This is a genomic window from Pseudomonas sp. B22(2017) (assembly GCF_002113105.1).
Lineage (GTDB): Bacteria > Pseudomonadota > Gammaproteobacteria > Pseudomonadales > Pseudomonadaceae > Aquipseudomonas > Aquipseudomonas asiatica.
In genome coordinates this window covers 1-18,961 of sequence record NZ_NEJN01000009.1, presented here as the reverse complement: position 1 = coordinate 18,961, position 18,961 = coordinate 1, and the positions used below count along the sequence as shown (strand labels likewise).

At 62.1% G+C, this 18,961-nt stretch carries 17 protein-coding genes; 7 read left to right on the top strand and 10 right to left on the bottom strand.

Going from position 1 to position 18,961, the window contains the following annotated elements; genetic code table 11:
• Positions 1 to 13: 13 nt before the first annotated feature.
• From pstB to CAG18_RS17995, 5 genes are all read right to left on the bottom strand, one after another.
• A complete protein-coding gene (gene pstB / locus CAG18_RS18015) occupies positions 14 to 847 on the bottom strand; it encodes a phosphate ABC transporter ATP-binding protein PstB (protein ID WP_003258171.1) in 834 nt (277 codons plus the stop codon).
• A gap of 72 nt (positions 848 to 919) precedes the next feature.
• Positions 920 to 2,536, bottom strand: coding sequence for a phosphate ABC transporter permease PstA (gene pstA, locus CAG18_RS18010; protein ID WP_170977512.1), 1,617 nt, complete (start codon positions 2,534 to 2,536; stop codon positions 920 to 922).
• 71 nt (positions 2,537 to 2,607) lie between these two features.
• Positions 2,608 to 4,896 (bottom strand): ABC transporter permease subunit, encoded by a 2,289-nt coding sequence (locus CAG18_RS18005; RefSeq protein ID WP_085721311.1) that lies wholly within the window; start codon positions 4,894 to 4,896, stop codon positions 2,608 to 2,610.
• A 139-nt stretch (positions 4,897 to 5,035) separates the two neighbouring features.
• Positions 5,036 to 6,034: a phosphate ABC transporter substrate-binding protein PstS gene (locus CAG18_RS18000; RefSeq protein ID WP_013974822.1), complete on the bottom strand. Its 999-nt coding sequence runs from the start codon at positions 6,032 to 6,034 to the stop codon at positions 5,036 to 5,038.
• A 224-nt stretch (positions 6,035 to 6,258) separates the two neighbouring features.
• Positions 6,259 to 7,548, bottom strand: a complete 1,290-nt coding sequence (locus CAG18_RS17995; RefSeq protein WP_003258167.1) for an MFS transporter — start codon at positions 7,546 to 7,548, stop codon at positions 6,259 to 6,261.
• Positions 7,549 to 7,909: 361 nt separating this feature from the next.
• Here CAG18_RS17995 and CAG18_RS17990 point away from each other — a divergent pair, with 361 nt between their 5' ends.
• Positions 7,910 to 8,308, top strand: coding sequence for an acyl-CoA thioesterase (locus tag CAG18_RS17990; protein ID WP_003253317.1), 399 nt, complete (start codon positions 7,910 to 7,912; stop codon positions 8,306 to 8,308).
• A gap of 71 nt (positions 8,309 to 8,379) precedes the next feature.
• Positions 8,380 to 9,276 carry a D-hexose-6-phosphate mutarotase gene (locus CAG18_RS17985; protein WP_085721310.1) on the top strand — a complete coding sequence of 299 codons (897 nt, stop codon included), beginning with the start codon at positions 8,380 to 8,382 and terminating at the stop codon, positions 9,274 to 9,276.
• A gap of 61 nt (positions 9,277 to 9,337) precedes the next feature.
• Here the strand turns inward: CAG18_RS17985 and CAG18_RS17980 are convergent, their stop codons facing one another.
• The 4 genes from CAG18_RS17980 to purE all read right to left on the bottom strand — a co-directional run bounded on the left by CAG18_RS17980 (position 9,338) and on the right by purE (position 11,846).
• Complete coding sequence (locus CAG18_RS17980) at positions 9,338 to 9,871, bottom strand: DUF3299 domain-containing protein (RefSeq protein WP_371807315.1); 534 nt, start codon at positions 9,869 to 9,871, stop codon at positions 9,338 to 9,340.
• A 48-nt stretch (positions 9,872 to 9,919) separates the two neighbouring features.
• Complete coding sequence (locus tag CAG18_RS17975) at positions 9,920 to 10,165, bottom strand: GlsB/YeaQ/YmgE family stress response membrane protein (protein WP_003260079.1); 246 nt, start codon at positions 10,163 to 10,165, stop codon at positions 9,920 to 9,922.
• A 96-nt stretch (positions 10,166 to 10,261) separates the two neighbouring features.
• A complete protein-coding gene (locus tag CAG18_RS17970) occupies positions 10,262 to 11,344 on the bottom strand; it encodes a 5-(carboxyamino)imidazole ribonucleotide synthase (RefSeq protein WP_085721308.1) in 1,083 nt (360 codons plus the stop codon).
• Between the two features lie 10 nt (positions 11,345 to 11,354).
• Positions 11,355 to 11,846, bottom strand: a complete 492-nt coding sequence (gene purE / locus CAG18_RS17965; RefSeq protein ID WP_003253304.1) for a 5-(carboxyamino)imidazole ribonucleotide mutase — start codon at positions 11,844 to 11,846, stop codon at positions 11,355 to 11,357.
• A gap of 270 nt (positions 11,847 to 12,116) precedes the next feature.
• Here purE and CAG18_RS17960 point away from each other — a divergent pair, with 270 nt between their 5' ends.
• Entirely contained in the window at positions 12,117 to 12,743 is a 627-nt protein-coding gene (locus tag CAG18_RS17960; protein WP_085721307.1) for a hypothetical protein, read from the top strand.
• On the opposite strand, the gene CAG18_RS17955 is transcribed toward CAG18_RS17960, so the two are convergent.
• Positions 12,735 to 13,652, bottom strand: coding sequence for a LysR substrate-binding domain-containing protein (locus tag CAG18_RS17955; RefSeq protein WP_013974829.1), 918 nt, complete (start codon positions 13,650 to 13,652; stop codon positions 12,735 to 12,737). The two genes, CAG18_RS17960 and CAG18_RS17955, sit on opposite strands and share 9 nt — an antisense overlap.
• A 182-nt stretch (positions 13,653 to 13,834) precedes the next feature.
• Here CAG18_RS17955 and aspA point away from each other — a divergent pair, with 182 nt between their 5' ends.
• From aspA to CAG18_RS17935, 4 genes are all read left to right on the top strand, one after another.
• Positions 13,835 to 15,259, top strand: coding sequence for an aspartate ammonia-lyase (aspA, locus tag CAG18_RS17950; RefSeq protein ID WP_003260072.1), 1,425 nt, complete (start codon positions 13,835 to 13,837; stop codon positions 15,257 to 15,259).
• 183 nt (positions 15,260 to 15,442) lie between these two features.
• Complete coding sequence (locus tag CAG18_RS17945) at positions 15,443 to 16,435, top strand: AraC family transcriptional regulator (protein WP_085721306.1); 993 nt, start codon at positions 15,443 to 15,445, stop codon at positions 16,433 to 16,435.
• Positions 16,436 to 16,660: 225 nt separating this feature from the next.
• Complete coding sequence (locus CAG18_RS17940; RefSeq protein WP_085721305.1) at positions 16,661 to 17,704, top strand: histone deacetylase family protein; 1,044 nt, start codon at positions 16,661 to 16,663, stop codon at positions 17,702 to 17,704.
• The gene (locus CAG18_RS17935) at positions 17,704 to 18,807 is read left to right on the top strand and encodes a polyamine ABC transporter substrate-binding protein (RefSeq protein ID WP_061304774.1); all 1,104 of its coding nucleotides are present in this window, start codon (positions 17,704 to 17,706) and stop codon (positions 18,805 to 18,807) included. Before CAG18_RS17940 ends, CAG18_RS17935 begins: the two co-directional genes overlap by 1 nt.
• Positions 18,808 to 18,961 lie beyond the last annotated feature (154 nt).

Genomic DNA, 18,961 nt, shown 5'->3' with positions numbered 1-18,961 from the left:
TGGCTGGCCAGGCTTAGCCGTAGCGACCGGTGATGTAATCTTCGGTCTGTTTCTTCGCCGGGTTGGTGAACAGGGTGTCGGTATCCCCGAATTCGACCAGTTTGCCCATGTACATGAACGCGGTGTAGTCCGAAACACGGGCCGCCTGCTGCATGTTGTGGGTCACGATGACGATGGTGTACTTGGATTTCAATTCGTAGATCAGTTCCTCGACTTTCAGGGTCGAGATCGGGTCCAGTGCCGAGCACGGTTCGTCGAGCAGCAGCACTTCCGGCTCCACGGCGATGGTGCGGGCGATGACCAGACGCTGCTGCTGGCCACCGGACAGGCCCAGTGCCGAATCGTGCAGGCGGTCCTTGACCTCGTCCCACAGTGCCGCGCCCTTCAGCGCCCATTCGACCGCTTCGTCCAGCACGCGCTTCTTGTTGATGCCCTGGATCCGCAGGCCGTAGACCACGTTTTCGTAGATGGTCTTTGGGAACGGGTTGGGCTTCTGGAACACCATGCCCACACGACGGCGCAGCTCGGCCACGTCTTCGCCCTTGCGGTAGATGTTATTGCCATACAGGTTGATGGCGCCCTCCACGCGGCAACCATCAACCAGATCGTTCATGCGGTTGAAGGTGCGCAGCAGGGTCGACTTGCCGCAGCCGGACGGGCCGATAAAGGCGGTCACGCGCTGCTTGGGAATGTTCATCTGCACATCGAACAGCGCTTGTTTGTCACCGTAGAACAGGCTCAGGCCCGGTACTTCGATGGCTACGGTTTCTTCGGCCAGGCGCAGGCTCTGCTTGTCGCGGCCCAGGGCAGACATGTCGATGCCGTGGGTATGGGATTCTTGCTGCATGGTCAACTCCATACGCTAACAATTCGTTTCTAAGGGCCGCCCGTTTAACGGGCGGCACGCTTGCAATCAGGATCAGCTGTCGAGGGCCTTGTACTTCTCGCGCAGGTGGTTACGGATCCACACGGCCGAGAGGTTGAGGGCCGCGATCACCAGCACCAGCAGCAACGCCGTGGCGTATACCAGCGGCCGCGCGGCTTCTACGTTGGGGCTCTGGAAGCCGACGTCATAGATATGGAAGCCCAGGTGCATGATCTTCTGGTCCAGGTGCAGGTACGGGTAGTTCCCGTCCACCGGCAGGGATGGAGCCAGCTTTACCACACCCACCAGCATCAGCGGCGCCACTTCACCGGCGGCGCGGGCCACAGCGAGGATCATGCCGGTCATCATCGCCGGGCTGGCCATCGGCAGGACGATCTTCCACAGGGTCTCGGCCTTGGTAGCGCCCAGGGCCAGCGAGCCTTCGCGCACGGTGCGCGGGATACGCGCCAGGCCTTCCTCGGTGGCCACGATCACCACCGGCACGGCCAGCAGCGCCAGGGTCAGCGATGCCCACAACAGGCCTGGGGTACCCAGGGTTGGCGCCGGCAGTGCTTCGGGGAAGAACAGGCGGTCGATCGAGCCACCCAGCACGTAGACGAAGAAGCCCAAGCCGAACACGCCGTAGACGATCGCCGGCACACCCGCCAGGTTGTTCACCGCGATGCGGATCAAGCGGGTCACCGGGCCCTGTCTGGCGTATTCGCGCAGGTACACGGCAGCCAGCACACCGAACGGGGTGACGATCACGGCCATGATCAGGGTCATCATCACGGTACCGAAGATGGCCGGGAAGATACCGCCCTCGGTGTTGGCTTCACGCGGGTCATCGCTGAGGAACTCCCAGACCTTGGTGAAGTAGGTGCCCAGCTTGGTGAACCCCGACATGGCGTTAGGCTGGATGGCGTGCACCACCTTGCTGAGGTTGATTTCCACTTCACGGCCGTTGCCATCACGGGCCACCAGGCTGTCGCGGGCGAAGGCCTGGTGCAGACCGGTCAGGCGGTCTTCGATGGCCTTGTAGCGACTGTTCAGCTCGGCGCGCTCGGCGTCCATATCGGCCTGGGCGGCGGCGTCCAGCTTGCCGTCCAGCTCCAGCTTGCGCGCCTGCAGACGCAGGCGCTCGAGGCCATGGTTGATGGCGCCGATGTCTTTCTTTTCGAGGCTTTGCAGTTCGCTGTTGAGCTGGTTGGCGCGCTTGAGGCGGGCCTGCAGCTCGGCCCAGGCCGCAGCGCCTTCGGCGACCACGCGGCCTTCTTCCTTGACGCTGACCAGGTAGCCGTAGAAGTTGCCCCACTCGCGGCGCTCCAGGGCGACCAGGTCGGTCGGGTGCCTTTCGTCGACCAGCCAGTCGCCGACCACCCAGGTGAAGTCGCTGCCGTTGAGGTCGCGGTTGCCCACCTTGATCAGCTCACGGGTCATGAACTCCGGGCCTTGGTCAGGCACTGGCAGGCCAGCGCCCTTCAGGCGGGCACGGGGTACTTCTTCCTTTTGCACCACTTCGCCAATGACGACATGGTCGGCCTGGCCCGGCACCTTGTAGGTAGCCTGGACAAGATCGGCCGGCCAGAAGTGGCCCAGGCCGCGCACGGCAATCACCGCCAGCAGGCCAACGGTCATGATCACTGCCATGGCCACCGCGCCGCCGCTCATCCAGACGCCTGGGGCGCCGCTCTTGAACCAGCCTTTGAGGGAATCCTTTTTCACGGATCGCTACCTTTCTATCAAAGCGACGAGTATTTCTTGCGCAGACGCTGGCGAATCAGCTCGGCCAAGGTGTTCATGATGAAGGTGAACATCAGCAGCACCAGCGCGGCCAGGAACAGCACGCGGTAGTGGCTGCCGCCGACTTCCGATTCCGGCATTTCCACCGCCACGTTGGCGGCCAGGGTGCGCATGCCCTCGAACAGGTTCAGCTCCATCACCGGGGTGTTGCCAGTGGCCATCAACACGATCATGGTCTCGCCCACCGCACGGCCCATGCCGATCATCAGCGCCGAGAAGATACCTGGGCTGGCGGTGAGGATGACCACGCGGGTCAGGGTCTGCCAGGGCGTCGCCCCCAGCGCCAGGGAGCCCAGGGTCAGGCTGCGTGGCACACTGAACACGGCGTCTTCGGCGATGGAGTAGATGTTCGGGATGACCGCGAAGCCCATGGCGATACCCACGACCAGGGCATTGCGCTGGTCGTAGGTTATCCCCAGGTCGTTGGTGATCCACAGGCGCATGTCACCGCCAAAGAACCAGCTCTCGAGGTGCGGGCTCATGGTCAGGGCGAACCACCCGGTGAACAGGATGACCGGGATCAGGATCGCCGCTTCCCAGCCATCCGGGATACGCAGGCGAATCGACTCGGGCAGGCGGGTCCAGGCGAAGCCGGCCAGCAGGATACCGAGCGGCATCAGCAGGAACAGGCTGAACACGCCCGGCAGGTGGCCTTCCAGATACGGGGCCAGGAACAGGCCGGCGAAGAAGCCGAGGATCACCGTCGGCATCGCTTCCATCAGTTCGATCACCGGCTTGACCTTGCGGCGCATGCCCGGGGCCATGAAGTAGGCAGTGTAGATGGCCGCGGCAATCGCCAGCGGGGCCGCCAGGATCATGGCGTAGAACGCAGCCTTGAGGGTACCGAAGGTTAGCGGCGACAGGCTCAGTTTGGGCTCGAAGTCGGTGTTCGAAGCGGTCGATTGCCAGACGTATTTCGGCTCGTCGTAGTTCTCGTACCACACCTTGCCCCACAGCGCGCTGAAGGAAATTTCCGGGTGCGGGTTGCGCAGGCTAAGTGGCAGCAGCTTGCCACCTTCCTCGATGATGATGCGGTTGGCACGTGGCGACAGGGCCAGGATGCCTGGGCCTTCGGCGGCCGGCTCGACCAGCAGGGTACGGTGCGCGGTGCTGTGGAACACGCCCAGCTCGCCTGCGGCGTCGAGGGCCACGAAGCCCTTGCGACGCTCTTCGGCGTCGATCTGCACGACTGCGGCCTTGCCCATCTGGAAAGTGCGGATCAGCTTGAAGCGCGATTCACCATCCGGGTCACGGGCCATGAACCACTGGGCCAGGCCGCCCTTGGAATCACCGATGATCAGCGAGATGCCGCCGACCAGCTGGGCGGTGGCGGTAATTTCGGTGTCGGCGCTTTCAGACAGTTTGTAGCGGCCGTTGAGGCTCTTGTCGCGCAGGTTGAACACGTCCGCGGTGGCACGGCCGTTGATCACGTACAGCCACTGCTGACGCGGGTCGATGAAGATGTTCTTCACCGTTTCGGTCATCTGCGGCAGTTCGATGCGGTTCTGCTCGGTCGTGACCTCTTCGGTCATCATGTTCTCGGTGCGGGTCAACTCGACCGCCTGCAGGTGCGCGCCGGTGGAAGCAGCCAGCAGCAGGGTGTCGCCATTGACGTTTACGCTGACATGATCCAGCGCACGCCCCTGCTCGTCGAGCACGAACGGCTGCTCGCCGTACGGGTAGTCGATGCCGGGGGCGATGGTTTTCTTGTTGTCCGGGTAGGTGATCTTGTAGGTGTGGTGAAACACCAGCGCCTGGCCATTGGACAAGCCCAGCACCACCAGCGGGCTACCCGGCTGGTCGGCACTGATCGAAGTGACCTGGGTGCCTGCCGGCAGTGGCAGGTCGACACGCTTGAGCTCGTTACCGGTCTTGGTATCGAAGAACAGTGCCTGGCCCTTGTCCGAAACACGCATGCCCACCAGGTTCTGCTCTTCAAGCGCGATCATCAGCGGCTTGCCGGCATCCTGTTGCAGCCAGGTCGGCTCCAGGGCTTTTTTGCTGGTCAGCTCGGCCCCCTGGAACAGCGGCAGCACCACATAGGCCAGATAGAAGAAGATCAGGGTGATAGCCGCCAATACGGCAAGCCCGCCTACCAGTACATACCAGCGGGTCAGGCGGTCCTTTAGCGCGCGCATGCGGCGCTTGCGTTGCAACTCCGGCGTATTGAAATCAATCCGCACGGGCTGGGAGTTTTGGGTCATGTTGGAATTGGCCAGATCATTCATGCGCACACCCTAGCGGTCCCGCGTGACAAAAACATTACAAATTTGTGACGCACGAAAGCCCGCCGCACAGGAAACCTGGCTTCGGACTGAAATTTCGTGGAAGAGGCCGGGCATCAGCGCCGGCCTCCCCCTCAGTTACTTACTTCTTTGCGACGTTACCTGCGTGGGACAGGCCCAGGTCAGCCAAGGTCTTGTCGACGACTTTGGCCGGCAGCGGGATGTAGCCATCCTTCACCACGACCTGCTGGCCGGCTTGCGACAGCACCAGCTTGACGAACTCGGCTTCCAGCGGGGCCAGAGGCTTGTTCGGCGCCTTGTTGACATAGACGTACAGGAAGCGCGACAGCGGGTAGGTGCCGTTCAGAGCGTTGGCTTCGTTGTCTTCAACGAACTCGCCACCTTCCTTCTTGGCCAGGGCCACAGTCTTGACGCTGGCGGTCTTGTAGCCGATGCCCGAGTAGCCGATGCCGTTCAGCGAGGAGCTGATCGACTGCACGACCGAAGCCGAGCCAGGCTGTTCGTTGACGTTAGGCTTGAAGTCGCCTTTGCACAGGGCTTCTTCCTTGAAGTAGCCGTAGGTGCCCGATACCGAGTTACGGCCGAACAGCTGTACTGGCTTGTTGGCCAGGTCGCCGGTCACGCCCAGGTCACCCCAGGTCTTGACGTCGGCTTTGCCACCGCACAGGCGGGTGGAAGAGAAGATGGCGTCGACCTGGGCCATGGTCAGGCCTTTGATCGGGTTGTCCTTGTGCACGAACACAGCCAGGGCGTCTACGGCGACCGGGATGGCGGTCGGTTTGTAGCCGTACTTCTGCTCGAAGGCCTGCAGCTCGACGTCCTTCATCTTGCGGCTCATCGGGCCGAGGTTGGCGGTGCCTTCGGTCAGCGCGGGTGGCGCGGTGGAGGAGCCGGCAGCCTGGATCTGGATGTTTACGTTCGGATATTCCTTCTTGTAGGCCTCGGCCCACAGAGTCATCAGGTTGGCGAGGGTGTCCGAACCGACGCTGGAGAGGTTGCCCGAAACACCAGTGGTCTTGGTGTAGGTCGGGATCGCAGGATCGACAGCGGCTACCGCGTTGGCGGTTGCAACGCCAGCGGCGGCAAAGGTGAGGGCCGCCATCAAACGCTTCAGTTTCATGCCTTGCTCCTAGCAGGAATATTGGGGTGTTGGATGGAACGGGCCCAAGTATCTGCAGGCCGCATGAATACGATATGACTTGAATATGACAATTGGATGAAAGGCCATCATCAAAAGCAGGTCTGGCCTCTTCGCGGCTAAAGCCGCTCCCACAGGTGCGGCATTGCCTTGAAGCCGGTGCGATTTCTGTAGGAGCGGCTTTAGCCGCGAAGAGGCCAGCAGCCTTAACGCTTGTTGGCCAGGAGGTACAGGCCAACAACCAGACCAACGGCACACAGCCCCGCCACATAGTAGGCCGGCGCCATCGGGCTCACTTTCAACAGCGCAGTCACCACCATCGGCGTCAGCCCGCCAAAGATCGCGTAGGCCACGTTGTACGAGAACGACAGCCCGCTGAAGCGCACCACCGCCGGGAACGCCTTGACCATCACATAAGGCACCGCGCCAATCACGCCCACGCACAGGCCGGTCACTGCATACAGTGGGAACAGCAGTTCGGGCCGGGTCGGCAGGCTGTGGTAGAAGGTCCAGGAGGTCGCCAGCAGCAGCAGGCTGCCGATCACGAACACCCGGCCCGCGCCGAAGCGATCGGCCAGGCTGCCAGCGCCGATGCAGCCGAAGCTGAGCAGCACGATGGCCAGGCTGTTGGCCTTGAGCGAGTCGGTGGGGCTGATGTGGTAGATGCTCTGCAGCAGCGCCGGAGTCATCAGGATGAGCACCACGATGGCGGCTGACAGCATCCAGGTCAGCAGCATCGACAGTATGATCGCGCCGCGATGGTCACGCAGCACCGCGCGCAACGGCAGCTCCTCGGCCAGCGCCTTGCGCTGCTGCATCTCGGCGAACACCGGGGTTTCGTGCAGCCAACGGCGCAGGTACACCGAGAACAGGCCGAATACACCGCCAAGCAGGAACGGGATACGCCAGGCGTAATCGGCCACTTCCTGTGCGCTGTAGACGCTGTTGATCAGGGTCGCCACCAGCGAACCAAGCAGGATGCCCGCGGTCAGGCCTGCGGTGAGGGTGCCGCAGGCGTAGCCGGTGTTGCGCTCTGGCACGTGCTCGGACACGAATACCCAGGCGCCCGGTACCTCGCCACCGATGGCCGCGCCCTGGATCACGCGCATCAGCAGCAACAGGATCGGCGCCCACATGCCGATCTGTGCATAAGTGGGCAGCAGGCCCATGATCAGCGTCGGCAGGGCCATCATGAAGATGCTCAGGGTGAACATCTTCTTGCGCCCGAGCAGGTCACCGAAGTGGGCCATGATGATGCCGCCCAGCGGCCGCGCCAGGTAGCCGGCGGCGAAAATGCCAAAGGTTTGCATCAGGCGCAGCCATTCGGGCATGTCAGCCGGGAAGAACAGCTTGCCGACCACTGTGGCGAAGAACACGAAAATGATGAAGTCGTAGAACTCCAGCGCGCCGCCCAGGGCGGACAGTGAGAGGGTCTTGTAGTCACTGCGGGTCAGCGGCCGCGAAGGCTGCTCGATACTGCTCGGCACGGAAGTCATCGCTCATTGTTCTCTTTGTGGGCATGCAGGCCGCTTGGCATGCGGCTTCTGGATTGGGAGACAGGCGAAGATAGCAAATTGCTGAGCTGCGCCGAAAGCGATACAAAATCCCTACACATATTCATGAATGCGCGGTCGTCGCTGGCCGTTATGCTCTATATACTGGCACTTCGTAGGAAAAGGTTGCTCCTAACGTGGGATGTTGTGCGAAAACGCCGGTCATTACTGTCAGGCGGTTTCGCAGAGTTTCCCTACGGCCGCCCAGTGAAACGAAATCGGCGTAGTATGTTTCAAGCTGAATCGTTTACCCGGCCTTTGCGCCACACCAACGAAAAGCGTCACGGGTCAGAGGCCCCATCGCATGATTGAGCTCGAACAAGAAGATCCAATCCCGCAAGGCGACCTGGCCTTGCAGATCACCGCACTCCCGCGCGAAACCAACGGGTTTGGCGACATCTTCGGCGGCTGGCTTGTCGCCCAGATGGACCTGGCCGGCACCGCCATGGCCAGCCGTGTCGCCGGCGGCCGCGTGGCCACCGTGGCCATCGACCGCATGGCCTTTCTGGTCCCGGTCGCCGTCGGCGCGCAGCTATCGTTCTATACCCAGACCCTGGAAATCGGCCGCAGCTCGATCCAGATGATGGTCGAAGTGTGGAGCGACGACCCTCTGTCCAGCGAATGGCGCAAGGTCACCGAAGCAGTCTTCGTCTTCGTCGCTATCGACGGCAGTGGCCGCACCCGCTCCGTACCTCGTCGCTGAGCCACGCCGGCGGTAAACTCATTGCATGTGCCCGGGTCCAAGGCCCACTGGCAATCAATGAGATGAATGCAATGGCTACCTTCCAGGTCGTAACCGAGCAACATGGCGAACTCAACTGCTGGCGTATCAGCAGTGACCACGCCGAACTACTGATCGCCCAGCAGGGCGCGCAGATCCTCAGCTACCAGCGCGTTGGCCAGCCACCGCTGCTGTGGCTGAGCGACCAGGCCATCTTCCGTAAGGGCAAGTCGGTACGCGCCGGTGTGCCGGTGTGCTGGCCGTGGTTCGGCAACCTGCAGCGCAACCCCCAGGCCGTGCAGGCCATGTACCACGGCGAACAGGCACCCGCCCACGGCCTGGCGCGCGCGCGCGACTGGCAATTGCTGGGTATCGAGGAGGCGGGCGAAGGCCTGCGCATCGAATTCGAACTGCCGGAAGCGCAGGGTGACCTGCCTGGCTGGCCTCATGACGTCGAGCTGAAGCTGGTGGTGGAGCTGGGCGAGGACCTGCAGCTGAACCTGACCAGCCGCAACATGGGCAATACCCCCGTGACCATCAGCCAGGCCCTGCACAGCTACTTCGCGGTCAGTGACGTTCGCCAGGCGCGGGTCGAAGGGGTGGAGGGGCTGAGCTATATCGAGACCCTGGCTGACTGGGAGCAGTGCCAGCAGAAGGGGCCGCTGGCGTTTGCCGGGGAGACTGACCGGATCTACCTGGCGACACCGCAAACCCTGAGCATCGTCGACCCGCACTGGAAGCGGCGCATTACCTTGACCAGCAGTGGGTCGCGCTCGGCGGTGATCTGGAACCCTTGGACTGAACGGGCCAGGGAACTGCCAGACATGGCCGACGATGGGTGGCAGCGGATGCTGTGCATCGAGACGGCGAATGTGTGGGATGACCTGGTGGAATTGAAGCCTGGGGGCAGCAGCTCGCTGGGGGTCAGGATTGGCTGTGAAATGATCTGAGTCTTGCAGTGCCTATGCGGGCCTCTTCGCGGGCTTGCTTGCGAAGAGGCCAGTGCAGGCGTCAGAGGTCTGCGTCCTCCACCACCCTCACCTTCCCGGCATCCAGCGCATAGGCCGCATCGGCCAGGTCATTGCTGACCTTCTCCACCTTCAGCTTGCCGCTGACCCACAGCGGTGTGTAGATATCATCGATCTTCAGACCCTTCGGGTAGCGCACCAGCACCAGCTGGTTCGGCGGTGGCGGCGGCACATGGATGCACGCGCCTGGGTACGGCACCAGGAGGAACAGCGTGCTGTTGCCCTTGGCATCGCTCTCCAGCGGCACCGGGTAGCCCCCAAGGCGAATATCCTTGCCATTCATGGCCGCCACCGTCTTGGTCGAGTACATCACCGCCGGCAGGCCCTTGCTCTGCTTCAGGCCGCCCTTGTCGGTAAAGGTACCCATGGCTTCCGGCGAGTTGTGATCGATCTCGGGCATTTGCTCGAGGGCCTGCTGGTCCGACTCGGGCATCAGCTCCAGCCAGTCGGTTTCAGGCAGTTCGGCATGGGCCAGGGCGCTGGCCAGCAACAGTGGGGCGAGGAAAAAGGCACGCATGAAAATGCTCGGCAACTCCAATGAATTGCCGGGCATTCTAACCACTAATCAGCGCTTCTTGATGAATCCGTAAATCACCAGAAGGATCACGGCACCGACCAGCGCGCCAAGGAATCCCGCAGCCTGCCCGGCCTGATAGATGCCCAGTGCCTGGCCGCCGTAGGTGGCCAGCAGGGAGCCGGCAATCCCCAGCAGGATGGTCATGATCCAGCCCATGCTGTCGTCGCCCGGCTTGATGAAGCGGGCCAGCAGGCCAACGATGAGGCCGATGAAGATGGTTCCAATGATACCCATGGCAATCCCTCTGCAGTGAAGATGGAACAAGCCAAAGCCTAGACAGCGCTTTGGCTCGTTGCCATTTCAGAGGGCAAGCCGCTGGTAGAAGTTCGATCAGTTGCCGATCAGGGCTTCTACTTCGGCAATCTTGCGCTCGAGGGTGGCCATGTCGTGGCAGCGCAGGGTGGCGTGGCCAACCTTGCGACCGGCCTTGAACGCCTTGCCGTAGTGATGCAGGTGGCAGTCACCGATGGCAACTACCTTTTCCACCGCCGGCACTTCACCGATGAAGTTGAGCATCGCGCTCTCGCCGACCTTGGCGGTCGAGCCCAGCGGCAGGCCGGCGACGGCGCGCAGGTGGTTCTCGAACTGGCTGCATTCGGCGCCTTCGATGGTCCAGTGCCCTGAGTTGTGCACGCGCGGGGCAATTTCGTTGGCCTTCAGGCCACCGTCCACTTCGAAGAACTCGAAGGCCATGACGCCTACGTAATCCAGCTTTTGCAGCACACGGCCGACGTAGTCTTCGGCCAGGGCCTGCAGCGGATGCGCCTGGCTGGCGACCGACAGGCGCAGGATGCCGCTTTCGTGGGTGTTGTGCACCAGCGGGTAGAAGCGGGTTTCACCATCACGGGCACGCACGGCTACCAGAGATACCTCACCGGTGAACGGCACGAAGCCTTCCAGCAGGCAAGGTACGCTGCCCAGCTCGGCAAAGGTACCGACCACGTCCTCAGGCGAGCGCAGCACCTTCTGACCCTTGCCGTCGTAACCCAGGGTGCGGGTTTTCAGCACGGCCGGCAGGCCGATGCTGGCCACCGCGGCGTCCAGGTCGGCCTGCGAGAGGATGTCGGCGAAGGCCGGGGTAGGGATACCCAGGTCACGGAACATGCTCTTTTCGAACAGGCGGTCACGGGCGATGCGCAGCGCTTCGGCGCTGGGGTACACCGGCACGAACTGCGAGAGGAAGGCCACGGTCTCGGCCGGGACGCTTTCGAACTCGAAGGTGACCAGGTCGACTTCGTCGGCCAGCTGACGCAGGTGGTCCTGGTCGCCGTAGTCGGCACGCAGGTGCTCGCCCAGCGGCGCGGCGCAGGCGTCCGGCGCCGGGTCGAGGAAGGCGAAGTTCATGCCCAGCGGGGTACCCGCCAGGGCCAGCATGCGGCCCAGCTGGCCGCCACCGATTACACCGATCTTCATGGGTTGAGCCTCAAGCCTGGCGCGGGTCTGGGTTGTCCAGAACGGTGTCGGTCTGTTCCGTGCGGAACTGCTTGAGCGCCGCGTGGTACTGCGGGTACTTGGCGCCGAGGATGCTGGCCGACAGCAGCGCCGCGTTGACCGCACCGGCACGACCGATGGCCAGGGTGGCAACCGGCACGCCGGCTGGCATCTGCACGATCGACAGCAGCGAATCGACACCCGACAGCATCGACGATTGCACGGGCACACCCAGCACCGGCAGGTGGGTCTTGGCGGCGCACATGCCTGGCAGGTGGGCAGCGCCACCGGCACCGGCGATGATCACCTCGATGCCACGACCCTCAGCCTCCTCGGCATACTGGAACAGCAGATCCGGGGTACGGTGGGCGGAAACCACCTTCACCTCGTAGGGAATGCCGAGTTTTTCCAGCATATCGGCGGTGTGGCTAAGGGTGGACCAATCGGACTTGGAGCCCATGATCACGCCAACCAGTGCACTCATCGTCGAGCCTCTCCTGCAAGCGCCTTCTGGCGCGCTAAAAGCAACAAGCCACGCAGGTGGGCCGGCGTGGCTTGTCATACGGATTCTAAATCGACCAGGTCGGCCGAAGGCGCGGGATTGTAGCGTATTTCAAGGCCCTGCGCCCACCCCCGCAAGCACATGTCTGATCAAAGGGCAAGCTGTCTCGCAGGACAACTTTTTCCTGCCGCCTCTGGCTCGGCGAATACCAGACGCTTGTATCCCCGATCTCGAAAATTCAGGTACGTACATATGAGTGTTTCACGCCTCTTCGCGCTTTCGTGTGGCCTGGTACTCAGCTTGCAACTGCCAGTTGTTTCTGCTGCCCGCTCGCTGACCGTCACCGTCTATGTTCACGACGACCTTGCCGACATGAGCAATGAGCAATTGAACAAGGACTTCTTTCAGCATTGGCTGGACGAGATGCGCAGTTTCAGCCAACAGTCCATCGAGGTCATATTTCAACGCGAGGTAGAACACATTACCGATATTGCTTATGCAGGAATGCCGTCCGCTCAACTACTCGAGGCCTTCGCCCGGCAACTACATGAACAACAGCGCCACCCATCCTTTTCCTTTATGGATAAACAGCTGCTGCTGACGCGCAACAGCTATGATCACAGCGGCCTGAACTACAACGCAGGCCTTGCCTATCAGAAGCAAAACACGGCTATTGCGTCGGCAGGTGCATACGGTGCTCCAGCCCATGAAATCGGTCATTTGCTAGGCGCCACGCACGAAGATGCCGAACTGAAATTCAATGGCTGGGTGTGTGAAACGTACACCCACCCCCGTGTACCGGCCCGATCCAATTGCTACCGCTACAGCGACAAGAATCGCGCGAATATCGCGGACTACTTGAAATACAACTCAAACTGAAGCCTCACCTTGTGCGCCTGACGACTCAAGCTTGCGCCACAACAAGCGGACGTTAGCCTTGCGCACCAGTGCGCAGCGGTACAGACGAATTTCCAGTGGCACATGCCACTGGCTGCCGCCGCAGATCGCCAGTTCGCCCCGCTCCAGTTCGCCACGCATCGACAGGCGCGGCACCCAGGCGATGCCCATGCCCTCCAACGCCATGCTCTTGAGGCTGTCGGCCATGGCGGTTTCGTAGACGGTGGTATAGCGCAGGTTTCGCTGGCGCAGCAGCAAATTGACCGACCGACCGAGGAAAGCGCCGGCGGTATACGCCAGCAGCGGCACACTGCCCTCGCCTTCCAGGTCGAACAACGGCTTGCCGTCGGCATCCACGGCGCACACCGGCAACATTTCAGTGGTGCCCATGTGCAGCGACGGGAAGATTTCGGCATCCATCTGCAAGGCGGCATCCGGGTCATAGAAGGCCAGCATCAGGTCGCAGCCACCTTCACGCAATGCATGCACGGCATCTCCGACGTTGGTCGCAACCAGGCGGGTGGCGATGTTCAAGCCATCGTTGCGCAACTGGGCCACCCAACGCGGGAAAAAGCCCGACGCCAGCGAGTGTGCAGCGGCCACCTGTACCACTTCACCCTGCCCGCCCTCCAGGTGATGCAAATGGCGGAGAATTTCGCTCAATTGGTCGACAACAGTACGCGCGGTGACGAGAAACAGCTGCCCGGCCTCGGTCAGTTCAATTGGCGTGCGGGAACGATTCACCAATTGCAGGCCCAAAGCTGCTTCTAGACTGCGTATACGCCGGCTGAAGGCAGGTTGGGTAACGAAACGCCGCTCTGCCGCCTGGGAAAAACTGCGGGTCGCAGCCAGCGCGCTGAAGTCTTCCAGCCATTTGCTTTCAAGGTTCACGAAGCACATCTCCTGGCGTGCACCAAAATGGAACACGCTCGAATATCAATTGGCGTCACATGAAACACTATGCCGTTTGTGCATAGGTTAGCGTGCAACAGCATTGGCCGCAAAATCACCTTCAGGCCTAGGATTGGCGCCATTCCGGCATGTGCCGGGTCAAAATCGAGATGATATACATCATGTCCTCCGCTGCATCGTTCCGCGTCGAAAAAGATTTGTTGGGTACCCTTGAAGTTCCTGCAGATGCCTACTACGGCATCCAGACCCTGCGCGCTGCCAACAACTTCCACCTCTCCGGTGTTCCGCTGTCGCACTATCCGAAGCTGGTCGTGGCCCTGGCCATGGTCAAGCAGGCTGCTGCTGACGCCAACCGTGAGCTGGGCCACCTGAGCGATGCCAAGCACGCTGCCATCACCGCAGCCTGCGCCCGTCTGATCAAAGGCGATTACCACGACCAGTTCGTGGTGGACATGATCCAGGGCGGTGCTGGTACTTCTACCAACATGAACGCCAACGAAGTAATCGCCAACGTTGCGCTGGAGGCCATGGGCCACCAGAAGGGTGAGTACCAGTACCTGCACCCGAACAACGACGTGAACATGGCGCAGTCGACCAACGACGCCTACCCGACGGCTATCCGCCTGGGCCTGCTGCTGGGCCACGACGCGCTGCTGGCCAGCCTCGACAGCCTGATCCAGGCCTTCGCTGCCAAGGGTAAAGAGTTCGACCACGTACTGAAGATGGGCCGTACCCAGCTGCAGGACGCCGTACCGATGACCCTGGGCCAGGAATTCCGTGCCTTCGCCACCACCATGACCGAAGACCTGCAGCGCCTGCGCTCGCTGGCCCCGGAACTGCTGACCGAAATCAACCTGGGCGGTACCGCCATCGGTACCGGCATCAACGCCGACCCTGGCTACCAGGCCCTGGCCGTACAGCGCCTGGCTGCCATCAGCGGCCAACCGCTGGTACCGGCTGCCGACCTGATCGAAGCCACCTCCGACATGGGCGCCTTCGTACTGTTCTCCGGCATGCTCAAGCGTACTGCAGTCAAGCTGTCGAAGATTTGCAACGACCTGCGCCTGCTGTCCAGCGGCCCACGCACCGGCATCAACGAAATCAACCTGCCAGCGCGTCAGCCAGGCAGCTCGATCATGCCAGGCAAGGTCAACCCGGTTATCCCGGAAGCCGTCAACCAAGTGGCCTTCGCCATCATGGGCAACGACCTGGCCCTGACCGTCGCCGCCGAAGGTGGCCAGCTGCAGCTGAACGTGATGGAGCCGCTGATCGCCTACAAGATCTTCGACTCGATCCGCCTGCTGCAACGTGCCATGGACATGCTGCGCGAGCACTGCATCGTCGGCATCACCGCCAACGAACAGCGCTGCCGTGAACTGGTCGAGCACTCGATCGGCCTGGTCACCGCCCTGAACCCGTACATCGGCTACGAAAACGCCACCCGTATCGCCCGCGTTGCCCTGGAAACCGGCCGCGGCGTACTGGAACTGGTGCGCGAAGAGAAGCTGCTGGACGACGCGATGCTCGACGACATCCTGCGTCCGGAAAACATGATCGCTCCCCGTCTGGTTCCGCTGAAGGCGTAACCAGGCTGCTGTAAACAGTCTCACCAGGTCGAGGGACTAGACACCTCTCAACCTTTCAAAGGCCCGAGCCTATGCTTCGGGCCTTTTTTTTGCCTGAAGGATTTTGGGGCTGCTTTGCGGCCCCCCGAACAACGGCACACAACTTGCTCCATAATGCGTCCCAGGCCAACGGGATTACCCAGCATGCTGCACAGCCACCTGACCACCCTCAACGCGGTTTCGCTGATCCTCAACGTCTTCCAGGCAGACGGTTGCGAGGCGTCGGCGCTGCTGGCCGGCAGCGGCATCGGCCCGGCAGACCTGGGCCATGCCGATGCGCGTATCACCACCCAGCAGGAACTGCAGGTGTGCGCCAACGCCGTTGCCCGACGCGAAGATATAGGCCTGGAGCTGGGCCAGCGCATGCATGTGTCGTGCTACGGCATGCTCGGTTACGCCCTGCTCTCCAGTGCCACTTTGGGTGACGCCTTGCGCTTGGCACTGCAGTATCCGGCACTGCTGGGAACAATCTTCAAGCTGCGTTTGCTCGATGACGGCCAGCGTGTCTGGTTCAGCGCCAGCGATTACCACGACAGCCCGGCGCTGACCGCCTTCAATGCAGAGTTCTGCCTGGTGTCGCTGAAGGTCATCTGCGACGACCTGCTCGGCCGCCCGCTGCCCCTGCTGGCAGCCCGTTTCGAACACCCACGGCCCGGTTACCACGCACTCTATGCCGAGGCATTCCAGTGCCCGGTCGGTTTCGAGGCCGAGGACAATGCCTTTGCCTTCGAACGGCGCTGGCTGGACACGCCACTGCCGCTGGCCGACCCGATTACCCACAAGGCAATGAGCGAACGCTGCCGGCGCCTGAACCTGGAATTCACCGGCCGCCAGGCCTGGCTGGGGCGGATTCGCCAACTGCTGGCGCAGCAACTGGATGCAGCGCCCGGGCTGGAAGGGCTGGCACGGCAGATGAACTGCTCATCGCGCACCCTGCGCCGGCATTTGCAGGCGTTGGGCAGCAGTTATCAACAGCTGCTGGATGAACTGAGGTTCGAGCGGGCCAAGCAGTTGCTGGCTGATGAGCAGATGCCGATCTATCGGATTGCCGAGTGCCTGGGGTTCAGCGAGACCGCCAGTTTTCGGCATGCCTTCCAGCGTTGGAGTGGCGTCGCACCCAGTCACTTCCGCGGTTGACCTGTACCGGCCTCTTCGCGGGCTTGCCCGCTCCCACAGGATCTGCACAACTCCCCAGTGTTGTGGGATACCTGTGGGAGCGGGCGCGCCCGCGAAGAGGCCGGTACAGGAAAAGCGGGCCAAAGAGCTTGGCCACATCGATCCCCTTTTGGCCACTTGCGTCGTTCTCCCCCACTGGCCCGCCCATGAGAATGGGCCCACGCCAGTACCTACCGGAGAACAACAATGCTGACGATCTATTCCGATGACCACCGCCTGCACCATGGCCGCTGCGAGCTGATCGACGGCAAGCTGATGCCCTGTTTCGAAATGCCGTCACGCGCCGACCATGTGCTCGACCAAGTGAAAAAGCGCAACCTTGGCGACATCCAGGGCCCCACCGACTATGGCCGTGCACCGTTGCTGCGCATCCACAGTGCCGATTACCTGAATTTCTTCGAAGGTGCCTGGGCGCGCTGGGCAGCACTGGGTCAGGATGGCGACCTGCTGCCATTCACCTGGCCCGCACGCACCCTGCGCCAGATAAAACCCACCGGCCTGCACGGTGAACTGGGCTACTACAGCTTCGACGCCGGCGCACCGATCACCGCCGGTACCTGGCAGGCTGCCTACAGCGCCGCCCAGGTCGCCCTCACCGCCCAGGCGGCGATCCAGCAAGGCGCCCATTCCGCCTTCGCCCTGTGCCGCCCGCCAGGGCACCATGCGGCTGGCGAAGTCATGGGCGGCTATTGCTACCTGAACAACGCCGCCATCGCCGCCCAGGCCTTCCTTGACCAGGGCCGGCGCAAGGTCGCAATCCTCGATGTCGACTATCACCACGGCAACGGCACCCAGGACATCTTCTACAGCCGCAACGATGTGTTCTTCGCCTCGATCCATGGCGACCCGCGCGACGAGTTCCCGTTCTTCCTCGGCTATGCCGATGAAACCGGCGAGGGTGCCGGCGAAGGCTGCAACATCAACTACCCACTGCCGGCTGGCAGCGACTGGGCCGCCTGGAACGCCGCCCTGGAGGACGCCTGCCAGCGCATCGCCGCCTATGACGCTGAAGTGCTGGTGATCTCGCTGGGTGTGGATACCTTCAAAGACGACCCGATCTCGCAGTTCAAGCTGGACAGCCCGGACTACCTGGAAATGGGCAAGCGCATCGCCCAGCTCGGCAAGCCGACCCTTTTCGTGATGGAAGGCGGCTACGCTGTGGAAGAAATCGGTATCAACGCGGTCAATGTGCTGGAAGGCTTCCAGCAGGCCCAGCCAGGAGCCCGATAATGGTTCGACTCAAGCGTCTGCTCGCCCCGTTCATCGCCGCTACCCTGTTCACCGGTGCCCTGCAGGCCCAGGCCGAACAGCGCACCCTGCGGGTGTTCAACTGGTTCGACTACATCACTCCGCAAACTCTCACCGAGTTCCAGAAAGACAGCGGAGTGAAGCTGGTCTACGACATCTTCGACACCAACGAGGCGCTGGAAGCGAAACTGCTGACCGGCAACTCCGGATATGACGTGGTAGTGCCATCCAACGTGTTCCTCGCCAAGCAGATCGAAGCGGGTGTGTTCCAGCCGCTGGACCGCAGCAAGCTGCCGAACTGGCAGCACCTGGACCCGGCGCTGATGAAGCTGATCGAAGCCAACGACCCCGGCAACAAATTTGCCGTACCCTACATGTACGGCACAGTGCTGATCGGCTTCAACCCGGCCAAGGTCAAGGCTGCGCTCGGCGAGAACGCCCCGGTGGACAGTTGGGACCTGATCTTCAAGGAAGAGAACATCGCCAAGCTCAAGCAATGCGGCGTGGCCCTGCTCGACTCGCCGTCGGAGATCATGCCGCTGGCCCTGCAGTACCTGGGCCTGCCACCGAACAGCGACAAACCGGCTGATTACAAGAAAGCCGAAGCGCTGATGCTGAAGATCCGCCCGCACATCACCTACTTCCATTCCTCGAAGTACATGGCTGACATCGCCAACGGCGATATCTGCGTGGCAGTGGGCTACAGCGGCAGCTTCTCTCAGGCAGCCAACCGCGCCCGCGAGGCGAAGAATGGCGTGGTGGTGGACATGCGCCTGCCCAAGGAAGGTGCACCGATCTGGTTCGACATGCTGGCGATTCCGAAGAACGCGACCAACCCGGAAGATGCCCACGCGTTCATCAACTACTTACTGCGGCCTGAGGTGATTGCGCCTATCAGCGACTTTGTCGGGTACCCGAACCCGAACAAGGATGCGACCGACAAGGTCGACCCGGCGATTCGCAACAACCCCAACCTGTATCCGACAGCGGAGGCGATGGCCAAGCTGTATACCCTCAAGCCCTTGGCGCGGGATGCCGAGCGAGCTCGGACCAGGGCCTGGACACGGATCAAGTCTGGTACCTGATTTAGAGCCGGGGCTGCTTTGCAGCCCAATCGCCGGCAAGCCAGCTCCCACAGGATGGACTGCCCCCAAGAAGTTGGACAAAAAATCCAACCCTTGGGGGACCTATGGGCAAATACACAGAGCAATTCAAGCTCACAGCCATCTCAGCCTATTT

What these genes read in the sequence shown, in the direction of transcription:
- CAG18_RS17985 (WP_085721310.1), top strand. Translation starts at nt 8,380, where the DNA reads ATGGCTACCTTCCAGGTCGTAACCGAGCAACATGGCGAACTCAACTGC.
- aspA (WP_003260072.1), top strand. Translation starts at nt 13,835, where the DNA reads ATGTCCTCCGCTGCATCGTTCCGCGTCGAAAAAGATTTGTTGGGTACC.
- CAG18_RS17975 (WP_003260079.1), bottom strand. Translation starts at nt 10,165, where the DNA reads ATGGGTATCATTGGAACCATCTTCATCGGCCTCATCGTTGGCCTGCTG.
- CAG18_RS17980 (WP_371807315.1), bottom strand. Translation starts at nt 9,871, where the DNA reads ATGCGTGCCTTTTTCCTCGCCCCACTGTTGCTGGCCAGCGCCCTGGCC.
- CAG18_RS17970 (WP_085721308.1), bottom strand. Translation starts at nt 11,344, where the DNA reads ATGAAGATCGGTGTAATCGGTGGCGGCCAGCTGGGCCGCATGCTGGCC.
- CAG18_RS18000 (WP_013974822.1), bottom strand. Translation starts at nt 6,034, where the DNA reads ATGAAACTGAAGCGTTTGATGGCGGCCCTCACCTTTGCCGCCGCTGGC.
- CAG18_RS17940 (WP_085721305.1), top strand. Translation starts at nt 16,661, where the DNA reads ATGCTGACGATCTATTCCGATGACCACCGCCTGCACCATGGCCGCTGC.
- CAG18_RS18005 (WP_085721311.1), bottom strand. Translation starts at nt 4,896, where the DNA reads ATGAATGATCTGGCCAATTCCAACATGACCCAAAACTCCCAGCCCGTG.
- CAG18_RS17945 (WP_085721306.1), top strand. Translation starts at nt 15,443, where the DNA reads ATGCTGCACAGCCACCTGACCACCCTCAACGCGGTTTCGCTGATCCTC.
- purE (WP_003253304.1), bottom strand. Translation starts at nt 11,846, where the DNA reads ATGAGTGCACTGGTTGGCGTGATCATGGGCTCCAAGTCCGATTGGTCC.
- CAG18_RS17960 (WP_085721307.1), top strand. Translation starts at nt 12,117, where the DNA reads ATGAGTGTTTCACGCCTCTTCGCGCTTTCGTGTGGCCTGGTACTCAGC.
- pstB (WP_003258171.1), bottom strand. Translation starts at nt 847, where the DNA reads ATGCAGCAAGAATCCCATACCCACGGCATCGACATGTCTGCCCTGGGC.
- CAG18_RS17995 (WP_003258167.1), bottom strand. Translation starts at nt 7,548, where the DNA reads ATGACTTCCGTGCCGAGCAGTATCGAGCAGCCTTCGCGGCCGCTGACC.
- CAG18_RS17990 (WP_003253317.1), top strand. Translation starts at nt 7,910, where the DNA reads ATGATTGAGCTCGAACAAGAAGATCCAATCCCGCAAGGCGACCTGGCC.
- pstA (WP_170977512.1), bottom strand. Translation starts at nt 2,536, where the DNA reads ATGAGCGGCGGCGCGGTGGCCATGGCAGTGATCATGACCGTTGGCCTG.
- CAG18_RS17935 (WP_061304774.1), top strand. Translation starts at nt 17,704, where the DNA reads ATGGTTCGACTCAAGCGTCTGCTCGCCCCGTTCATCGCCGCTACCCTG.